This is a genomic window from Amycolatopsis sp. MtRt-6 (genome assembly GCF_017308975.1).
Taxonomy (GTDB): Bacteria; Actinomycetota; Actinomycetes; order Mycobacteriales; family Pseudonocardiaceae; genus Amycolatopsis.
Map to the genome: position 1 here is coordinate 148,460 of NZ_JADWPD010000025.1, position 15,599 is coordinate 164,058.

The 15,599-nt window shown below is 67.4% G+C and carries 21 protein-coding genes; 16 read left to right on the forward strand and 5 right to left on the reverse strand.

Annotation, left to right across the window (positions count from 1 at the left end; all coding sequences use genetic code 11):
• Positions 1 to 99: 99 nt before the first annotated feature.
• The gene (locus I4Q55_RS34250; protein WP_206793954.1) at positions 100 to 1,419 is read left to right on the forward strand and encodes a hypothetical protein; all 1,320 of its coding nucleotides are present in this window, start codon (positions 100 to 102) and stop codon (positions 1,417 to 1,419) included.
• Positions 1,416 to 1,982: a GNAT family N-acetyltransferase gene (locus I4Q55_RS34255; RefSeq protein WP_206793956.1), complete on the forward strand. Its 567-nt coding sequence runs from the start codon at positions 1,416 to 1,418 to the stop codon at positions 1,980 to 1,982. The genes I4Q55_RS34250 and I4Q55_RS34255 overlap by 4 nt, the downstream gene beginning before the upstream one ends.
• A gap of 55 nt (positions 1,983 to 2,037) precedes the next feature.
• Here I4Q55_RS34255 and I4Q55_RS34260 read toward each other — a convergent pair whose 3' ends face one another.
• From I4Q55_RS34260 to I4Q55_RS34275, 4 genes are read right to left on the reverse strand one after another with little or no spacing between them, the layout of a single operon-like run.
• The gene (locus I4Q55_RS34260) at positions 2,038 to 2,676 is read right to left on the reverse strand and encodes a hypothetical protein (protein WP_206793958.1); all 639 of its coding nucleotides are present in this window, start codon (positions 2,674 to 2,676) and stop codon (positions 2,038 to 2,040) included.
• Positions 2,654 to 3,832 (reverse strand): MAB_1171c family putative transporter, encoded by a 1,179-nt coding sequence (locus tag I4Q55_RS34265; RefSeq protein WP_206793960.1) that lies wholly within the window; start codon positions 3,830 to 3,832, stop codon positions 2,654 to 2,656. Before I4Q55_RS34265 ends, I4Q55_RS34260 begins: the two co-directional genes overlap by 23 nt.
• Positions 3,832 to 4,416, reverse strand: coding sequence for a hypothetical protein (locus I4Q55_RS34270; RefSeq protein ID WP_206793962.1), 585 nt, complete (start codon positions 4,414 to 4,416; stop codon positions 3,832 to 3,834). The genes I4Q55_RS34265 and I4Q55_RS34270 overlap by 1 nt, the downstream gene beginning before the upstream one ends.
• Positions 4,409 to 4,849 carry a hypothetical protein gene (locus tag I4Q55_RS34275; protein ID WP_206793963.1) on the reverse strand — a complete coding sequence of 147 codons (441 nt, stop codon included), beginning with the start codon at positions 4,847 to 4,849 and terminating at the stop codon, positions 4,409 to 4,411. Before I4Q55_RS34275 ends, I4Q55_RS34270 begins: the two co-directional genes overlap by 8 nt.
• A 261-nt stretch (positions 4,850 to 5,110) precedes the next feature.
• Between I4Q55_RS34275 and I4Q55_RS34280 the strand changes: the two genes are divergently transcribed.
• The 11 genes from I4Q55_RS34280 (at position 5,111) to I4Q55_RS34330 (ending at position 12,399) form a co-directional block, all read left to right on the forward strand.
• Complete coding sequence (locus I4Q55_RS34280; RefSeq protein ID WP_206793966.1) at positions 5,111 to 5,449, forward strand: hypothetical protein; 339 nt, start codon at positions 5,111 to 5,113, stop codon at positions 5,447 to 5,449.
• On the forward strand, positions 5,446 to 5,880 hold the full coding sequence (locus I4Q55_RS34285; protein ID WP_206793968.1) for a hypothetical protein: 435 nt from the start codon (positions 5,446 to 5,448) through the stop codon (positions 5,878 to 5,880). The genes I4Q55_RS34280 and I4Q55_RS34285 overlap by 4 nt, the downstream gene beginning before the upstream one ends.
• Before the next feature lie 85 nt (positions 5,881 to 5,965).
• Entirely contained in the window at positions 5,966 to 7,183 is a 1,218-nt protein-coding gene (locus tag I4Q55_RS34290) for a hypothetical protein (protein ID WP_206793971.1), read from the forward strand.
• Positions 7,180 to 7,752, forward strand: coding sequence for a hypothetical protein (locus I4Q55_RS34295; RefSeq protein WP_206793973.1), 573 nt, complete (start codon positions 7,180 to 7,182; stop codon positions 7,750 to 7,752). Before I4Q55_RS34290 ends, I4Q55_RS34295 begins: the two co-directional genes overlap by 4 nt.
• Positions 7,749 to 8,447: a hypothetical protein gene (locus I4Q55_RS34300; protein WP_206793974.1), complete on the forward strand. Its 699-nt coding sequence runs from the start codon at positions 7,749 to 7,751 to the stop codon at positions 8,445 to 8,447. The genes I4Q55_RS34295 and I4Q55_RS34300 overlap by 4 nt, the downstream gene beginning before the upstream one ends.
• Positions 8,448 to 8,853: 406 nt before the next feature.
• Positions 8,854 to 9,363 (forward strand): hypothetical protein, encoded by a 510-nt coding sequence (locus tag I4Q55_RS34305; RefSeq protein ID WP_206793975.1) that lies wholly within the window; start codon positions 8,854 to 8,856, stop codon positions 9,361 to 9,363.
• Positions 9,360 to 9,776, forward strand: coding sequence for a hypothetical protein (locus I4Q55_RS34310; protein ID WP_206793976.1), 417 nt, complete (start codon positions 9,360 to 9,362; stop codon positions 9,774 to 9,776). The genes I4Q55_RS34305 and I4Q55_RS34310 overlap by 4 nt, the downstream gene beginning before the upstream one ends.
• A complete protein-coding gene (locus tag I4Q55_RS34315) occupies positions 9,773 to 10,069 on the forward strand; it encodes a hypothetical protein (protein ID WP_206793977.1) in 297 nt (98 codons plus the stop codon). The genes I4Q55_RS34310 and I4Q55_RS34315 overlap by 4 nt, the downstream gene beginning before the upstream one ends.
• Positions 10,069 to 10,440 carry a hypothetical protein gene (locus I4Q55_RS34320; protein ID WP_206793978.1) on the forward strand — a complete coding sequence of 124 codons (372 nt, stop codon included), beginning with the start codon at positions 10,069 to 10,071 and terminating at the stop codon, positions 10,438 to 10,440. The genes I4Q55_RS34315 and I4Q55_RS34320 overlap by 1 nt, the downstream gene beginning before the upstream one ends.
• A gap of 390 nt (positions 10,441 to 10,830) precedes the next feature.
• A complete protein-coding gene (locus I4Q55_RS34325; protein WP_206793979.1) occupies positions 10,831 to 11,952 on the forward strand; it encodes a DUF932 domain-containing protein in 1,122 nt (373 codons plus the stop codon).
• 3 nt (positions 11,953 to 11,955) lie between these two features.
• Entirely contained in the window at positions 11,956 to 12,399 is a 444-nt protein-coding gene (locus tag I4Q55_RS34330) for a hypothetical protein (RefSeq protein WP_206793980.1), read from the forward strand.
• A gap of 609 nt (positions 12,400 to 13,008) precedes the next feature.
• Here the strand turns inward: I4Q55_RS34330 and I4Q55_RS34335 are convergent.
• Positions 13,009 to 13,248 (reverse strand): hypothetical protein, encoded by a 240-nt coding sequence (locus I4Q55_RS34335; protein WP_206793981.1) that lies wholly within the window; start codon positions 13,246 to 13,248, stop codon positions 13,009 to 13,011.
• A 61-nt stretch (positions 13,249 to 13,309) separates the two neighbouring features.
• Between I4Q55_RS34335 and I4Q55_RS34340 the strand changes: the two genes are divergently transcribed.
• The 3 genes from I4Q55_RS34340 (at position 13,310) to I4Q55_RS34350 (ending at position 15,597) form a co-directional block, all read left to right on the forward strand.
• Positions 13,310 to 14,014, forward strand: coding sequence for a hypothetical protein (locus tag I4Q55_RS34340; protein WP_206793982.1), 705 nt, complete (start codon positions 13,310 to 13,312; stop codon positions 14,012 to 14,014).
• Complete coding sequence (locus I4Q55_RS34345) at positions 13,998 to 14,414, forward strand: hypothetical protein (protein ID WP_206793985.1); 417 nt, start codon at positions 13,998 to 14,000, stop codon at positions 14,412 to 14,414. Before I4Q55_RS34340 ends, I4Q55_RS34345 begins: the two co-directional genes overlap by 17 nt.
• A gap of 262 nt (positions 14,415 to 14,676) precedes the next feature.
• On the forward strand, positions 14,677 to 15,597 hold the full coding sequence (locus I4Q55_RS34350; protein WP_206793988.1) for a YaaC family protein: 921 nt from the start codon (positions 14,677 to 14,679) through the stop codon (positions 15,595 to 15,597).
• Positions 15,598 to 15,599: the final 2 nt, after the last annotated feature.

Sequence of the window (15,599 nt, forward strand, 5' to 3'; positions counted from 1 at the left end):
ACTGACTTCCTCTGCCTTCTTCTGCCATCTGGCGATCAAGCTCGCCGAGGCGGTGACAGCGCCCTAACCTGGGACTTGTCCGTGGAGACGGGAGAGATGATGGTCGAGGACGAGCTACCGCGCACCCGGCTCGCGCAGCTGATGAAGCAGCAGCACATGACCGTCCAAGACCTGCGTGACCGCCACCGGGAGATCACGGGCACCGAACTCTCGGAACGGCAGGCCTATCGCTGGCTCGGTGGAGACATGAAGGGCCGGCCGTATCCGCATTCGCAGGCCGCTCTTGAGCAAATGTTCTGCGAGTCGGCGGTTCGTTTGTTCGGCCCACCACACGGAAGCGGGCTTGTACTACAAGCTCACTCGAACGAGGTAATCGCCCTGCCGCACGATCCCGCGCAGCAGGACTGGCAACGGCAGGTCCTCGCCACGAGCGCTCAGCGGGCGCGCGAGTTCCTGAGCAGGACGGAGGTCCCCAACGTGGGTGCAGAAACACTCGACCAACTGACCGACGACGTTCGAGGGCTGACCGTCGACTACCAGCAGAAACCGCTGGAAAGCCTGCTCGGCAAGATGAGCGCGACACAGAGCGAGATCTTTGGTCTCCTCGAAGGTCGACAGCGCCCAAGTCAGACCCTGGACCTGTTCCTGCTGGCAGGCGTGGCGTCCGGGCTGATGGCTCGCGCTGCCCACGACCTCAACTCGCCACAGGAGGCGATGACCCACGCCCGCGCGGCGTTCACCGCCGCCGACAACGCCGGCCATGACGGCTTGAAGGCGTGGGCGAAGGGGCTGCAGTCGCTGATCGCGTACTGGGCAGGCCGCTACGACGACTCCGTTCGATACGCCGGTGAGGGTTCGCAGTTCGCACTACACAGCCCCAACACCTCGGCCGTCTGGCTGGCGGCCGGCGAGGCGCGCTCGCTCGCGGCGCTCGGCCGGTACGAGGAGGCGCGGGGCGCCGTCGATCGAGCGACCGAAGCCCGGGACCAGGTCCGGCGCGACGACCTCGACGAACTCGGCGGTTTCTGCACCTTCAACCGTCCTCGTCAGCTGTACTACGCCGCAGAAGCGCTGGCGTGGGCCGGGCCGGACTTCGCGGAGGAGAGCGAACGGTTCGCGCTGGAAGCCACTGCGGCGTATGACGCCGCTCCCAGCTCAGATCGGGCGTTCGGCGACGAAGCGGGCACGCGATGCGCACTGGCCATAGCCCGTATCCACCGCGGTGAGTTCGAGGGTGCAGCGGACGCAATGGTCGGGGTCCTTGTACTACCCATTGCCCAGCGCACGCACGGCGTCGTTACCGCGGTCGAGCACGTCGAAAACCGGCTGGCGGCCCTCGACGCCGACGGCCGTGCGGTCGACGAACTCGGCGACTCGATGCGTTCGTTCGCATCCCAGCGGCTGGCGCTGCCGCAGTGACGACGACCGAACCGACAGCACCCGATGGCGAGGTTTCACTTACCGGGCAACGAACTCGCTTGCGCGAATTCGTCAGTGCTGACGGCGCTGCAGCCTATTCGATCGTCGGGGACGACCGGGTCACCAAGTTCCTGTCGTTCGACAGCCGCAGTCCGGCTGCCGCACAAGAGATGATCGACGGGGCTGTCCAGCGATCCAAGTCCCAGCCTCGCAACGAGTTCTACCTTGCGATGACACAACTCGACGACGACGGCTTGATCGGCTTCTGCCGCCTGGCGCTCACGGGAGTCAAGGCGGCGAAGCTCGGTTACGCGGTGGCGGCTGCCCACTGGGGCCGAGGCTACGCGAGCGATGCCGTCAGCATCATGCTCGGATACGCCTTCGGTTCGCTCTCCCTGCACCGGGTCACCGCGGCGATCGGTCCGGACAACGCTGCTTCGCAAGCAGTCGTGGAGAAGCTGGGATTCGTCCGAGAAGGTGTCCTGCGCGATCACGTCTTCACGAACGGTGCCTGGCGCGACTCCGTCCTGTACTCGCTCCTGCACGACGAATGGGCGACGTAGGGATGCCCGCCGGTCAGCCCAAGGGGCCCTCGGCGAGAAACCGACGCCGCCGGACCTACGCGAGCACCGCGGCCAACGTCAAGTAGACGCCACCACCGAGCACGACGCCGGCGATCGCGCCTGTGGTGACCTGCGCCGCGGTGTGGTCCTTGAGCTCGACGCGGGACCAGCAGACCCAGGCGACCGCCACGAACAGCAGCGCCAGCCAGGGGCCGTAGACCTTCATCAGCATGACGGTCGCACCAGCGGCGACGATGGCGTGCATCGAAATCTTGAACCGGAGACCGAAGGTGACCGCCAGCGCGACGACCAGGCACGCGAGCTCGGCCGCAGCCAGCGCGATCATCTCGTGCGGGGCGTTGCCCACCAGCAGGATGACGAACCCGGCGGCCAGCGAGCTGATGCACGCGGCGAACGGAACCAGGCGTCCGGCTCGGTTGGTGACGTGGTGGCTGTCCCATTTGCCCTGCTTGGCGCCACGGACGATAACGGCCATCGGGATGAGTGAACCGGTGACGCCGACGATCAGGCCCCAGAGCAGGGTCTCGCCGAGGTGGTGCCCAGTGACCTGCCAAGCCACGACGAGCGGCAGGCCGAGCACCCACACCCACGGCGCCAGGACCTCCGTCGCCACCCGGGCAAGCCGCTGCCGAGGTCCGGCGGGTGCGGTTTCAGTGGGCAGTGTCGAGGACATCGCTGCTGGTCTCCTGGCTGGTGCGGGTCAGCGTGGTGTAGGCGGTGGCGACGGCGGCGAACCACGCGGCTTCGTCGCGGTCATCCGTCGCGTCTGCCGGAGTAAACGCTACCGATTCGTCGGCGTTGACCGGTTCGGCACTGGCCAGCGCTGTGGCGATGGTCACCGCCTGCGCCACAGCGGCTGCGGGCATCTCGCGGCCGGCCTCGCGCCGGGTGTCCGCCAGCGCTGCCGCGTAGACGGCGGGGTCAAGGTACGCCTGGAGGGGACCAACGAGCACGTCGTTGATCTCGGTCATGCGCTGGCGAACGCGATCAGTGATGTCGGTTCGGCCGGTCGGAACGCCGCTGAACTTCACCTCGGGAGCGAAGGCCGTGAGGTCTCGCCAGAGCGGTTCGAGCTGGCGGTAGTGGCGTCGGAGCTGGTGCCGCGGCCCGACGGCCGGGACGGTGACCCCTGCCATGAGCAGCAGAATGCCGACTGTCGTCAGGAGCCCGGCGACCACGCCGTTCAGCGCGTGCGCCCATGCTGGGCTGAAGCCGACCGCCAAGGTGAGCGAGTACAGCACCTTGTGCGCGACGAAGACCAGCCCGGTGATCCCGCCCCAGCGCAGCAAGCGCAGGCCTGTACGGAGGTAGCCGCGGCGAAGTTCGCGGGCGTGCCGGGCGACATACACGACGTCGAACATCGCGATGCCGAGATAGATCTCGAAGATCGCGAGGTAGGCGACGGCCAGGGCGGGGTTTCCGGCTTCGCCGTTGATCGCCGGGCCAGTGCTGTGCACGGGACCGACGAGGTAGAGCAGGCCAAGCGCGAGCTCCGCGATCACGAGGATTCGGGTGCGGACTCGCACCTTGGCCGGTACGGCGGCGGTCGGGTGGGCCAGGTGCAGCACGAACAGCTGCAAAAAGTACGCAGCGAAGAGCGTCAACACGTGAACCAGGTAGTTCGGCAAGGTCGGCACGCCGAACAGCCAGTTGGCGACGCCGAAGTCAGTGCCCAGGATGAGGGCGACGTTCAACGCGGCCAGCGCCTTGACCATCGCCAAGAGGCCCGGTGTCCGGGAGCGGCGCCAGGATCTGTACCAGTAGATCAGCGCGCCCGTTACGGCGAGCCAGACCAGTGTTGACTGCAGCTGTGCGATGACGAGTGACATCAGTCCTCCAAGAGGCGGTAGCGGGCGGCCGGCGTGTCGCCGGTCGCGGAGAGGTTGGGCCGGGTCCGGCGCTCGATCAGGTATGCGAAGGCTTCCGCTGCCTGTTCCTGGTCCTCGGCGAACCCGCCAGCTCGCTGAACCGCACGCGCGACGGAGGCATGGTCCGGACCACCGTTTCTGGTCTTGATCGGCTCGATCTGCTCGCCGGCGTGGCGGCACCAGATGTGGCCGAGTTCGTGCAGGATGATGTGCCGCCTGTGCGACGGCGTGGTTTCTGGTCGGTAGAAGACGTAGTCGGCTGAGGGATCGGCGATCCAAACCCCGTAGGGCAGCGGCTCCTCGGTGCGGCGGGACTCGGCGATGATCGGTTCCGGGTAGGGCAGGATCTTGATCGGGTGCCCTCGTAGCTCTGACAGCCTGACCGCGAGCGTTTCCGGCGCAGCCGTGGCAGCCAGGTCGAGTTCATCGACCAGCGTCTTGACGTCGTCAACATCGGTGATCGGCTCAGTACCGTGCACATGGGTAACGCGTCGAAACTTTCGAATCCGCTGCAGGAGACAGCGCCGTCGGGCGCGTTCAGTCATGGGCTGCCGCGCCGTCCTCGCTTTCGAGCGAGCTCACGTGTGCCGCAAGCGCTTCAATCAACGATGTGCTCCGCTCGGACATGCCGGGGAAGTTGCGGAGCAAGACCGCCTGCCCTCTGCGCTGTTGTGGAGGCACGGCCGGTTCCTTGCTCCGCTCGATCCGCTCTACCCATCGGTTGTGCACCTCGCGATCAAGGAAGAACCCTGATGGCACACCGAAAAACCGGGCGAAGCCGCGGATGTGGCTCGCGCGGGGGTCGTCTTTCCTGCCTTGGCGCAACAGCCAGACGTAGCTGTACGAGATGTCTACGCCGTCGTCCTTGAGTGCTCGCGCGACGTCGCGATCGCTGTACGGCTTGCCGTCCTCCCGCGTGCACTTGTCGAACAGGAAGCTCAAGGCTTCCGCGAACGACACTTCCCCCTGCTCGGCCATTCGGACCCCTTGTTTACAGACGTAAGCAATTCCGAGTGTTTTCCGCGGATATCGTTGACATGCGCGGCCTAAACCACGCTATGGTCGGCCGCACTGAGCTGTCAACCAGTAAAAACACCGAACAGAAATTGTTAACGCATATCAACACCTGACTCGTCATCCGCCCTGCTCGGCGTCGAGCAGGGTCATGATCACTGCACCCCTAACTTTGCCCATCGGGCGGTCTGTGGCGTGCGTTAACCGCTTTCGGGAGTTAAGTCCGTGGTACAGAACACACCCAATTCGCTTGCGGTTCCGGTGGACCTTGCATCCACGCGATCGATCGACTCGTTTGCCCACATCATCGGGGCGCTGCGGCGGATCAAGAGCAAGCAGGCGAAGCTGTCGCAAGAGCGCAAGGACGGAGAAGCGGTGCTTAAGGCCGCCCTCGTCGCTGTGGGGGCGACGGTCGGCACCGTCAACGGGGTGCCCGTCGTCTCGTTCGCCAGCTCGACCCGCATCGCGCTCGATCAGAGCCAGCTCAAGGAGCGCCGCCCCGACATCTTCGAGGAGTTCAGCGACATCTCGGAGGTATGGACCTTCCGTCTTTTGGCCGCATGAAGGCTGTTCCGTTTGCCGAGCTGGTCTCGCTGGCCCGGGCGATGGTCGCCCGGGCCGGCGGGCATGGCTCGCCGGTGCAAGGGGAGTCCGGCGAGACGGCCGCGACCGTAGCCGCGTTGCTCACCGCGGAACCGCGCAACGAGGCTCAGGTGCTGACGATCGTCACGGTAATCGTGCGTGACGCTCTGGCCGATCCTCTGCGGGAGACCTTCGCGAACCGGTGGCGCCCACTGCTGCCGCGTTGGATACAGCCGCAGCTGATCGGCGCGACGGTGAACCGCCTGCGGGCGGCCGGGCTGTTGGTGACGACCGGTCGCTACGTCCGTTCCACCGACTCTGCCGGGCGCAACGGTGGCAAGCTGCAGCCGGTGTACGCGTTCGACGCAGCAGCGCTGCGCGAATACGGCAAGACCCAATCCGCCGCCTCCTAGCGCGGCTCGTCAAGGCGCCGACCCGCCGTGCCCAGGCACGGCGGTACTCACCGCGTCGATTTCAAGACTCTGTAGGGGATTACTCGTGGCGCGCGATCACGCCCGAATCGATGTTCACATCTGGAATGACGAGGACTTCCAGCAGCTGTCCCTGCTGGCGAAGATGCTCTACGTACAGCTGGTGTCGCAGCCGAAGCTGTCCTACGCCGGGGTGCTGGACCTGGCGGTCAAGCGCTGGAGCCGCCCACACGCCGACGTCGACATCACGGCGTTGCGAGCGGCCCTGGACGAGCTGGACGCAGCCCGGTTCGTGGTGATCGACCACGACACCGAGGAGTTGCTGATCCGCACGTTCATCCGGAACGACGAGCTGTACAAGCAGCCGAACGTGCTGCGCGCTGCCCTGCGAGTCGCGTTCGAGATCGAGTCGCCGGTGCTGCGGGCCGCATTGGCGGCCGAGCTGCGGCAGCTGCCTGCCGACGTGACCGGTCCGGCCCCAGCCTTTGCAGCGGCCGCGCTGGAGGCTGGGGCGCGGGAACTGCCCGGTGAGGTCAAGGCCGCGATGTCGATCCGCGGCACCACTCGCCCGCCGGCCACGCCCCGCCGTGCCGCCGAGACGTCCGATCCAGCCACGCCCGTGAACCAGCTGGCGGACCAGCCGGAGAACCCTCTCGCGAACCCTTCGCCGGACCCTTCGCCGAAGGCCCAGGGAGAAGGGAGTGGGGAGCGGGAGACTGGAGAACCTGATGTTCCTTCTCGTAGCAAGAAAGTGGGGTCTCCCGCGCGCGCACGCGAGGCCGCGGCTTCAGCCGGGCTCGCCGAGCTGGCACCGCAACTCGAGCACGACCTCGCAGCGGCCGAGCGGCCTTCGGCGCGGCAGCGGCGGCGCACCGAGGCTGAGCGGCTGGTGGACTTCTACGGCGCCGAGGTTCCGGGCCGAGTGCGGGCGCAGCTGGCGGCCGAGGTGATCGCGATGCTGCGCGACGGCATCGCCACCAGCGTGATCAGCGCCGGACTCGCCGTGTGGTCGACCAAGACACTCCCGGCGCGATTCCTGCCTGAGCTGGTCGGCGAGCGGATGCGTGCGACTCGAACGGGAGCCATCGACGCGACGGGCCGCGAACGGGACGTGCGGATGATCGAGCAGTTCGAGCAACTGCGTACCGACGCGATCGCTGAGGACGACCAGGACGGCGTCGGCGCGATCGTCCGGCACGCCGAGCTACGGCACGCCGACGCCGTGCAGATCGATGCCGTGCTGGATGCCGCGTTCGGCGAACTCGCCGCGGGGCAGGCTGCGTGAACACGACACCGTATGCACTGATCAGCAACCGCGACATGCGCAGCCTGCTCATGCGCTATACCGCAGCCCACGTCACCGACGACCTCGTGTCCGCCTGGCTCGATCGCCTCGCAGGCTGCACCGCGGCCGACGTCCAGGAGGCGTTCGCCGGCCTTGGCCCGGCTGCTGCACGCGCCACGCCGTCGGAGATCGCCGATCGCATCGAGGCGGCCAGCGACCGCACGGCCGTCGCCTCGCCGGACGTCGTGGTCCCGTTGGTCCGTCGGCCAGGAGCGAAAGCGGGGACGCGGCGGGACTACTACCGGCAGGCAGGAGTGCGGGGCATCCGCGCCGTGTACGCCGCGATGGGCTGGGAGCACCACCCGGACCGTGAGCTGGCACGCGCGGTGCCCTGTCCGTTCTGCAAGGCGAGGACGTGGGCGGTGTGCAGCCCGCTCTCGCGCAACCGTGCCGGTGTCCGCGAACTCCGCGACCGCGCCACCGGGATGCACCCGTCGCGGCTGGACCGCGCCAAGAAGCAGCTCGCTCGCACGAGCACGCCCCGCACCGAGCAGGAGACCTCTCGATGACCCGCACCCTCGACGAAACCGTGCGCCAGGTGGACCCGGTGATGACCCGGCTGGCGTTCGACGCCGCGGTGGACCAGCTCACTCAGCCCGGCCTCCACGTCGTGTCACGCGACGGCGGGCGCCAGGACCACGCGGTCGCGCCATGCCTGCTCGACCAGCTGCAGGCCGCGACCCAGCCCGGCACCGAACGCACCGGCGGCTCCGCGCGCGGCTCCCGGCCTCCAGCTTCGCTCAACGCGCTGACTCTGGTCGCTGAGATCGGCCAGACCCTGCGCGTCGCGCTGGCCGCGCTCGGACATAGCCAGCTCAGCCCGGCTCCACGTGGGACGTTGTCCGGGCAGGTGCGGCTCTGGGCGTCGTATGCCGAACAGTGGCAGCTCGACGACGTCGACTACCTCGCCTACGCGACACGCGAAGCCGAGCACTGGGTGGCCGCCGGCCGCGCCATCCTTGACCCTGCCCCGACCTACCGACTGCGCGGCCATGCCTGCCCGACGTGCGGCCACGCCACCGTGCTCTCCTGGTCGGTCACCGAACAGGAATGGCTGCGCCAAGCTGCACTGTCCATCGACACCGACCGTGCCGAAGCGGTGTGCGCGGCCTGTGATTCCCGCTGGGGCTTGGACTTCTGGACGCAGCTGGGGCAGCTCTTGGAGCAGCAGCAGGCGGAAACCCTTGCCCTGGACTGTGAATAGCCTTGACACGGTGATCACCGGACAGGCATACTGAACGGGCTTGGCGGAGCTGTACCTACCGTCAGCCGTTACGATTCTTCTTCGAAGGCCCGCGCTCCCTCCCCCTCGGCGCGGGCCTTCGTCATGTGCGGGCAGCGACCGCCGGACGCTGGCCCCGGCCACCCCTCATCGAGCAGGCCGCACGCGGCGCGCCGCTGCCCGCACATCCCCATTTCCACGAACGACATTCACCAAAAATGAGAATTGCCCGATCCTGCGCATTCCTCGAATTGTTCCCGTGAGCATGGCCGCATTAATATTGGTTGCCTTGGATTGAATTGCCGCACAGGATGGGAACAGTCCCCCCGGATAACCTCACCGAATATCCGGTTCCTGGGGTCAGAATCCTTTCTGTGGAGGCTCTGTCATGCAGTGGTGGAAGAAAGCTCCCGAGCCCGGAATCAGCCCCGACGACGCACCGGGACGCCATTCCGATCACTACGGGGCGCACGCCGGGGAAACGTCGCACATCCAGTCGATCCCGGCGCTGGCGCAGCGGATCGTGGACGAGCTGCCGGAGAGGTTCGACTTCCTGACCTTCTCTGCGGTGGTCTACCGCTACGAGATCGCCCAGGTGTGGTGGATCGACATCGCGGTCTTCGGGCTCGACGCCGACGACATCGACTCCCCGCTGGGCGAGGCGACCCACGACGGGGTGTGGACCGAGCTCAACGAATACAGCTGGGAATACAACGGCCTCGTCCGGTTCGCCATCGGGACCGTCCGGCTGCTGACCCCGGCTGAGCAGGACCGCTACACGCCCGGCCACGTCGCAGTCCGCCGGTTCCACCTGCGCCAGATCGCCCGCGCGGCCTGGCGGCACGTCGGCGAGCCGTTCGGCTGGGGCGCCCTGGCGGCATTGTTCGGCGACCGATGACCAGCCTGGACTACGGCGACGACCCGCCACCGATCCTGCCGGTCGCCGAGGGCATCTACACCGTGCTCGACCTGCACCGCGCCTTCGGCACCATCCCGATCCACGCGAACGTCCGCGTCTACATCGCGGGCACCAACCTCATGGTCGCTCTCGGCGGCCTGGACGACGGCTACCTGCTGGGCGAGCACGCCGACAAGGCGCCGCAACGCCAGCTCGGCGCCGAGTACTACACCAGCGCCGCGCTCCAGCTGCGCCGCCACATCGAAGACGCCGTCATGGCCGAGCTGCCGCGACGCGGCGACGGCCAGCCGTGGTTCCCGTTCATGGTCTGGCTCCAGCCCGAGCACTGGGCCGCGCAGTACGGCTACCACGACCACGGCGTCACCGTTCTGCCCCAGGGGGAGTCCACATGACCGACAACCGCACGACACCGGTGTGCGCCAACGACGGCACCCCGGCCGTGGCCGTGCTGCTGCACAGCGCGCCGGAGGACACGTTAGGCGGGGCGCTCTGCGAAGCGTGCGCGACCTGCACCGACACCGCCTGCGGCGAACTCGCCACCATCCTCGACGCCGCCCTGCTCGAACCGTGGTGCGCACACCACGTCCGCCAGTACGAGGACGGCGGCGAGATCCAGGGCCCGGACATCGTGCCGCTCGACCACGACCGCGCCCGCTGGGCCCTCGCCAAGGGACGGCAGCCGTGATGGCCGCCGAGCGCACTCCCGACACCGGGTACGACGTGCTCACCGCCGAGGCGTACACCCGCTACCGCGAGGGCCTGGACGACACCGTCCGGCTCGAACTCGACCTCTACGAGAAGCTTGCCAGCAACGTCCGCACCATGCGGGTGCTGTACCTGGCGATGCTGAACCTAGACAAAGGGCTGCTGCCCGCCGACGTCGGCGCCGACGAACTCGCCCGGGCGAAAACCGACGGGCTGGTCTACCTGTCCGGCCGTCGCCTGCGCGCCACTCGCGACGGGTTCGCCCTGCTGTGGCAGTGGAAAACCGAGATCGAGCCGCACATCCGCAAGACGCCGTTCCAGGGATTGTGGCGACAGGTGCTCGGATGGTGAGACGTGCCAGTGTTCGCGCGAGTCGCTGCGGCACTACCCACGAACACCGCCAGGCCGTCCCCGCCGGCCACGGCATCGCGCGGCAAGGCGGTCGACGAGCACGCGAGGAGCAGGGCATAATGGGCCACGCTCCTCTCGATTGATGGTGGTACTGATATCGAAGGGCAGCGTGAGGGCTCGGTGGTGCACCGCCGAGCCCTCACGCGTATCCGCGATTGGCGCTATTGCTGCTCGTCGAATTGAACGCGAGAATCCGACGGCCCAATCGGATAATCCGATGAGAAAGTGCTGGACAAGGCCCGGAAATCCGGTAATGTCAGTGGTGCCACCATCAATAACCCCACTGATCACCCGTTCTAGGGTGTCACTGGATAGAGGAGTCCTTCTCTCATGTCTCATGAGATTGAAATTCATGCCGATGGCACTGCTGCCTTTGTCTCTGCCAACACCCCCGGCTGGCACCGCCTGGGGGTGGTCGCCCCGGGCCCGATGACCGTGCCGGAAGCCCTCAAGCTGGGCCAGCTGGCCAACTGGGATGTCCGGATGGAACCGCTGGTTGCCGCCGTGGCCGGGTCCAAGTGCCTGGAGTGCTCCAAGCCGCTGGGTGAGAAGCACGACGACATGTGCGTCACCGGTGACCACGAGGGTCAGGACGACAGCCGGATCGTTGACGAGCACGACACCACCCACGCCGTCGAGGTCCCGAACAACCGCGCCGTGGTCCGCATCCACCCGGTGACAGGACTCCCGGAAGTCCTGTCCGTGGGCGGACTCGACTACACCCCCATTTCCAATGAGGAAATGGGCCAGACTCTTCAGGCCATCTTGGACCAGTCCGGGGCGATCGTGGACACCGCCGGATCGCTGCGGGGTGGGCTGGACACCTTCATCACCGCCCGGCTGCCCAAGGGGATCATGGTGGGCGGGGTGGACCCGGTTGAGTTGAACCTAGCCGGGTTCAACTACTTCCGGCCTGGGAAGTCCTCCGAGTTCCTGATTACCCCGGTGAGGGTGGTGTGTGCCAACACCCAGGCCGCCGCCCTGTACAACTTCCGGTCCCGCTACACCGTCCGGCACTCCCCGAACGCGCCGCAGCGGATCATCGAGGCCCGGGAAGCTCTGAAGATCACTTTCGACTACCGAGATGCGTTCGCCGACGAAGCCGAGAAGATGATCAAAGCTGAGTTGACCATCAAGGAGTTCGAGCGGCTGTGCCGTGAGATCTGGCCTGCCCCGGCCGAGGAGGCCAACTCCGCTGTCAAGGATCGCGACGACGCACTGACCGGCACCCTGATGCAGATCTTCAAGGGCGAGACGAACGAGAACATCAAGGGCAAGAAGACCCGGGGCACTCACTGGTCCGGGTATCAGACCGTGGTGGAGTACCTGGACCACCACGCGCCGGTCCGGGGTGAGGATGCCGACTCCGCCCGTATCCGGGCCGAGAGGGCCCTGGTGGGCAAGGCCCGGGACACGAAGGAACTCGCGTTCAACCTGTTCCAGGTGGCCTGAGCCATGGAATTCATGAAAGCGAGCATCGCGCACGGGCTCGACGGCGCCCACACCACCCGCCTGCTCCACATCATCCGTCAGGAGCTGAACCTGTACCGGCACCGCGTGCCGCAGTACCCCGGGCACCTGCCGATGGCCTGGCAGCAACTGGACGAATGGATGTCCGCCGGGGCCGGGCTGCCCGGCCCGTGGACTCACCCACACACCGACCCAGGCTACGAGTCCTGCCGCTGGCGGGTGATCGACGACCCGGCCGCCGCTCTCCAGGACATCCGAACCCTGGTCACCCCGTCCCAGGACACCGAGTGGCCGCCGCTGGCCGAGCTCGCCGAGACAGTCGGCGGGCTGGACCGGTGGATGACCGAACACACCGGCCCGTGGCCGGACCTGTGGGGCACCGGCCGGAGCCCGAAGCACAACAACGGGAAACAGACGCGGCACGCCTGACCGTGCACACCGTGAAGCAGGGCCCACCATCCGCCAAGGGTGGTGGGCCCTGCCGGCCACGCAACGGACCGGGGCGGGGGTGGTGCCGCTGCCTGCCCGCGCTCCCCGCCGGTGCACTCGCCCCGGCTGCCCGAACCTCACCAGCACCCCGGGCCGCTGCCCGCAGTGCCGCAGCAGGGCCCGCCGGGCCGGAGGCACCAGCACCGACCGGGGCTATGCCGGGGCACACCGCACCCGCTTCCGGCCCGCTGTGCTGGCCCGTGACCCCGTGTGCCGCTGTGACCGGACCGACTGTCCAGGGCACCCGGCCGGGCCGTGTGCCGAGCCGTCCACCGTGGCCGATCACTGGCCGCTCATCCGCCGTGAGCTGGTGGCCGCCGGGCTGGAGCCCGATAACCCCGCCCGGGGCCGGGGCCTGTGTGCCCGCTGCCATGCCCACTGCACCGCCACCGACCCCCGCACCCGGGGAGGCTGGAACACCCCGTGAAACCCACACTCAACGCCCGGCACGCCGCCGGGCCGCACCACCCAGGGGGCCAACCCCCGAGCCTGCCCGGCAGGCACAAGCCACTGAGGCCCGATCCTGTCTTGCCAAGTTTCCGCCGACGCTCAACCCACGTCGGCCCGGCTGTCCGCCGACCCGGTTTCCCGCTTGATCAGCTTGCCGACTCCGGTGTGCGACAGGGCCGCGTGCGGCGCGATCTGGCGGTGGCTGGCGCCGAGGGCTTTCGCGTGCACCACAAGCCGATCCCGTTCATCCAGCCAACCGGCGGCCTGCTCGGCGGCTTGCTCGATCTCGTCCAGCACGCGGGCCAGCTCGTCGGCGTTCTTCTCGATCGGGTTCGACACGCACCGATGGTAACCAGGTTGCCAATCGGAAACCGGGTTTCCACCCGCGGCGGAGGTGGTCGTGCCGATCACCATTGACGGGATCACCCCGTCCGACCAGATCCGGGCGCAGATCGCGGTCGAGGGGAAACCGGTTTTGCTCGGCTTCTCCCGGGGCAAGGACTCCCTCGCCTCGTGGCTGGCGATGCGCGAGGCCGGCATCGCCGTCGTCCCGTACCACCTCTACCTCATCCCCGGCCTGCGGTTCGTGAACGAGTCGCTGGCCTTCTACGAGGACTTCTTCGGCACGAAGATCCTGAACCTGCCGCACCCGTCGCTGTACCGGTGGCTCAACGCGTTCGTGTTCCAGCCCCCGGAGCGGTTGGCGATCATCGAGGCCGCCCAGTTCCCCGAGCCGACGTATCAGGAGCTGGCCGACGCGATCCGTGACGACTTGGGCCTGCCCGGGGCTTGGAACGCCGACGGTGTCCGGGCCGCGGACTCACCGAACCGGCGGATGGCCATGGTCACCCACGGCCCGCTCAAGGAGCACGTCCGGCGGGTCTCGATCATCTGGGACTGGCGCATCGCCGACGTCCGCGCCGCTCTCCAGCGCCACGCCTGCCCGCTGCCACCGGAGTACGAGTGGTTCGGCCGCTCCTTCGACGGCCTGGACTTCCGGTTCCTCGACCAGATCCGCCGCCACGCTCCCGACGACTACCAGCGCATCTTGGACTGGTTCCCGCTCGCCGACCTGGAGATCTTCCGCCGTGACCTCCACCGATAACCCCGACCCGAACGGCGATCTGCTCGCCCAGCTGCAGGCCACCGCCGCGATCGGCGGACCCACCTCTCACGACGACCTGCTCGCCCAGCTCAACGCCGAACCCGAACCCGACCCGCTGGCCGATATCGAGTACACCGGCGACCTGGCCGCCGACTCTGAGGCCGAGCTCGACGCCGTCGCCCGCGGCTTTCGCGAGCGAACCAAACGCGAGGACGAGCGGTTCCGGCTGGCCACCGACTCCGAGTACTGGTTCGCGCTGTGCTTCAAGACCCGCGAGGACAAGGACGCGTTCCTGGCCGCCGCCCGGCTGCTGCCGATCGGGGACAAGTACCTCGACGGCTACGCCGTCGCCCGCGCTCTTGGCATCCCCATGCCCGCCGACACTGAAGGAAAGGAGTAGCCCTTTGCGTAACCGCTTCGCCCGCGCCGTAGCCGGCGTCCGCCGCGCCTTCTCCCGCCGCGCCGCTAGCTCTGGCCGAGGCCGCACCTCCGGCACCTAGACTGGCTGCCTGTCGTATTGAGCGTTGTCCAGCCCGGAGGCTTCTGTGCCGTTGTTTCACCCAGGATCAGATCCCCGTGACGAACCTACTCGGTTTGCGGAGACTCCTTGGCGACGGCTGCGTGCTCTTCGGCATCATCCACCGGGCTGGGCAGCGCGAGGAATGCGGCAGACGGTCTTCAATGCAGCGCTCGAACAAGCCGAGCAGCTGTTCGCGGCGGCGGCGAACGTCGACTATGCCGCCCGACCGATCCTTGCATTCTACGGTCTCAGCCAGGCCGGCCGTGCGATAGCTGCGGCCGCGACAGGCCAGGACAAGAATGCGTGGCAGCTAAAGGGACACGGGATCGAGGTGCCCAACCTCGGCCAGGAGCCCCCGCTATCTGATCTTGTTCTTCAGGACGACGGCAAAGGTGGAAGCTTCACCACACTGGCTCGGTTTCTCTCGTCTGCCTCTCTAGAGAAACCGGTTGAGTTTCCCTTTCTCTGGAACTGCATACCGGAACTGGTTAGTTCGAGCATCGGAGCGACAGACTACGACTTTCGTGTCCTTAGGCTCTACCTATCCGGGGCAATGCAAGGAATGAACCTCATCGGCTGGGTAGGCAGCGTTCCTGATCGTTTCCTCGAAGCTACCCACGCGGAGGTTTCGGAGTACCTTGCCAAGTATCCGGGTCTGGCGGGTGCCCAACTTATCGAGGATTTGTCCTCGTCTCCGGCCGCAGCGTTCAGGCCGACGGACGATGGGCGCAGGATCGTGTCCGTGGCCCGGTCGTGGCCTGCACCAGATGGCTACGACATCGAGGCGTTTGTCCGCGGGCGGCGGCGACGTTACCTCAGGGACGACGCCCATTGGGTCTTTCCGGCTCCCCCCGGTGCCGACACGGACATTCATCCCCTCATCGCGTGGTGGGGTGTCTTGTTCGCGCTGTCCATGCTGTCGCGGTACCACCCAGCAAGCTGGCTTCGACATCTCGACGTGAGTAGCCAATCGACAGCAGTCCCGCTGGAATTGGCGCTGGATGCTGCTCTGGAAGTCTGCCCCCAATTGATCCTCGATGGCATCCTCGAAGTCTCCCAATAGCT

Bases quoted from the DNA above. Each gene is read 5' to 3' on its own strand.
- I4Q55_RS34250 (WP_206793954.1), top strand. From the start codon at position 100: ATGGTCGAGGACGAGCTACCGCGCACCCGGCTCGCGCAGCTGATGAAG.
- I4Q55_RS34260 (WP_206793958.1), bottom strand. From the start codon at position 2,676: ATGTCCTCGACACTGCCCACTGAAACCGCACCCGCCGGACCTCGGCAG.
- I4Q55_RS34265 (WP_206793960.1), bottom strand. From the start codon at position 3,832: ATGTCACTCGTCATCGCACAGCTGCAGTCAACACTGGTCTGGCTCGCC.
- I4Q55_RS34270 (WP_206793962.1), bottom strand. From the start codon at position 4,416: ATGACTGAACGCGCCCGACGGCGCTGTCTCCTGCAGCGGATTCGAAAG.
- I4Q55_RS34275 (WP_206793963.1), bottom strand. From the start codon at position 4,849: ATGGCCGAGCAGGGGGAAGTGTCGTTCGCGGAAGCCTTGAGCTTCCTG.
- I4Q55_RS34285 (WP_206793968.1), top strand. From the start codon at position 5,446: ATGAAGGCTGTTCCGTTTGCCGAGCTGGTCTCGCTGGCCCGGGCGATG.
- I4Q55_RS34300 (WP_206793974.1), top strand. From the start codon at position 7,749: ATGACCCGCACCCTCGACGAAACCGTGCGCCAGGTGGACCCGGTGATG.
- I4Q55_RS34305 (WP_206793975.1), top strand. From the start codon at position 8,854: ATGCAGTGGTGGAAGAAAGCTCCCGAGCCCGGAATCAGCCCCGACGAC.
- I4Q55_RS34310 (WP_206793976.1), top strand. From the start codon at position 9,360: ATGACCAGCCTGGACTACGGCGACGACCCGCCACCGATCCTGCCGGTC.
- I4Q55_RS34315 (WP_206793977.1), top strand. From the start codon at position 9,773: ATGACCGACAACCGCACGACACCGGTGTGCGCCAACGACGGCACCCCG.
- I4Q55_RS34320 (WP_206793978.1), top strand. From the start codon at position 10,069: ATGGCCGCCGAGCGCACTCCCGACACCGGGTACGACGTGCTCACCGCC.
- I4Q55_RS34325 (WP_206793979.1), top strand. From the start codon at position 10,831: ATGTCTCATGAGATTGAAATTCATGCCGATGGCACTGCTGCCTTTGTC.
- I4Q55_RS34330 (WP_206793980.1), top strand. From the start codon at position 11,956: ATGGAATTCATGAAAGCGAGCATCGCGCACGGGCTCGACGGCGCCCAC.
- I4Q55_RS34350 (WP_206793988.1), top strand. From the start codon at position 14,677: ATGCGGCAGACGGTCTTCAATGCAGCGCTCGAACAAGCCGAGCAGCTG.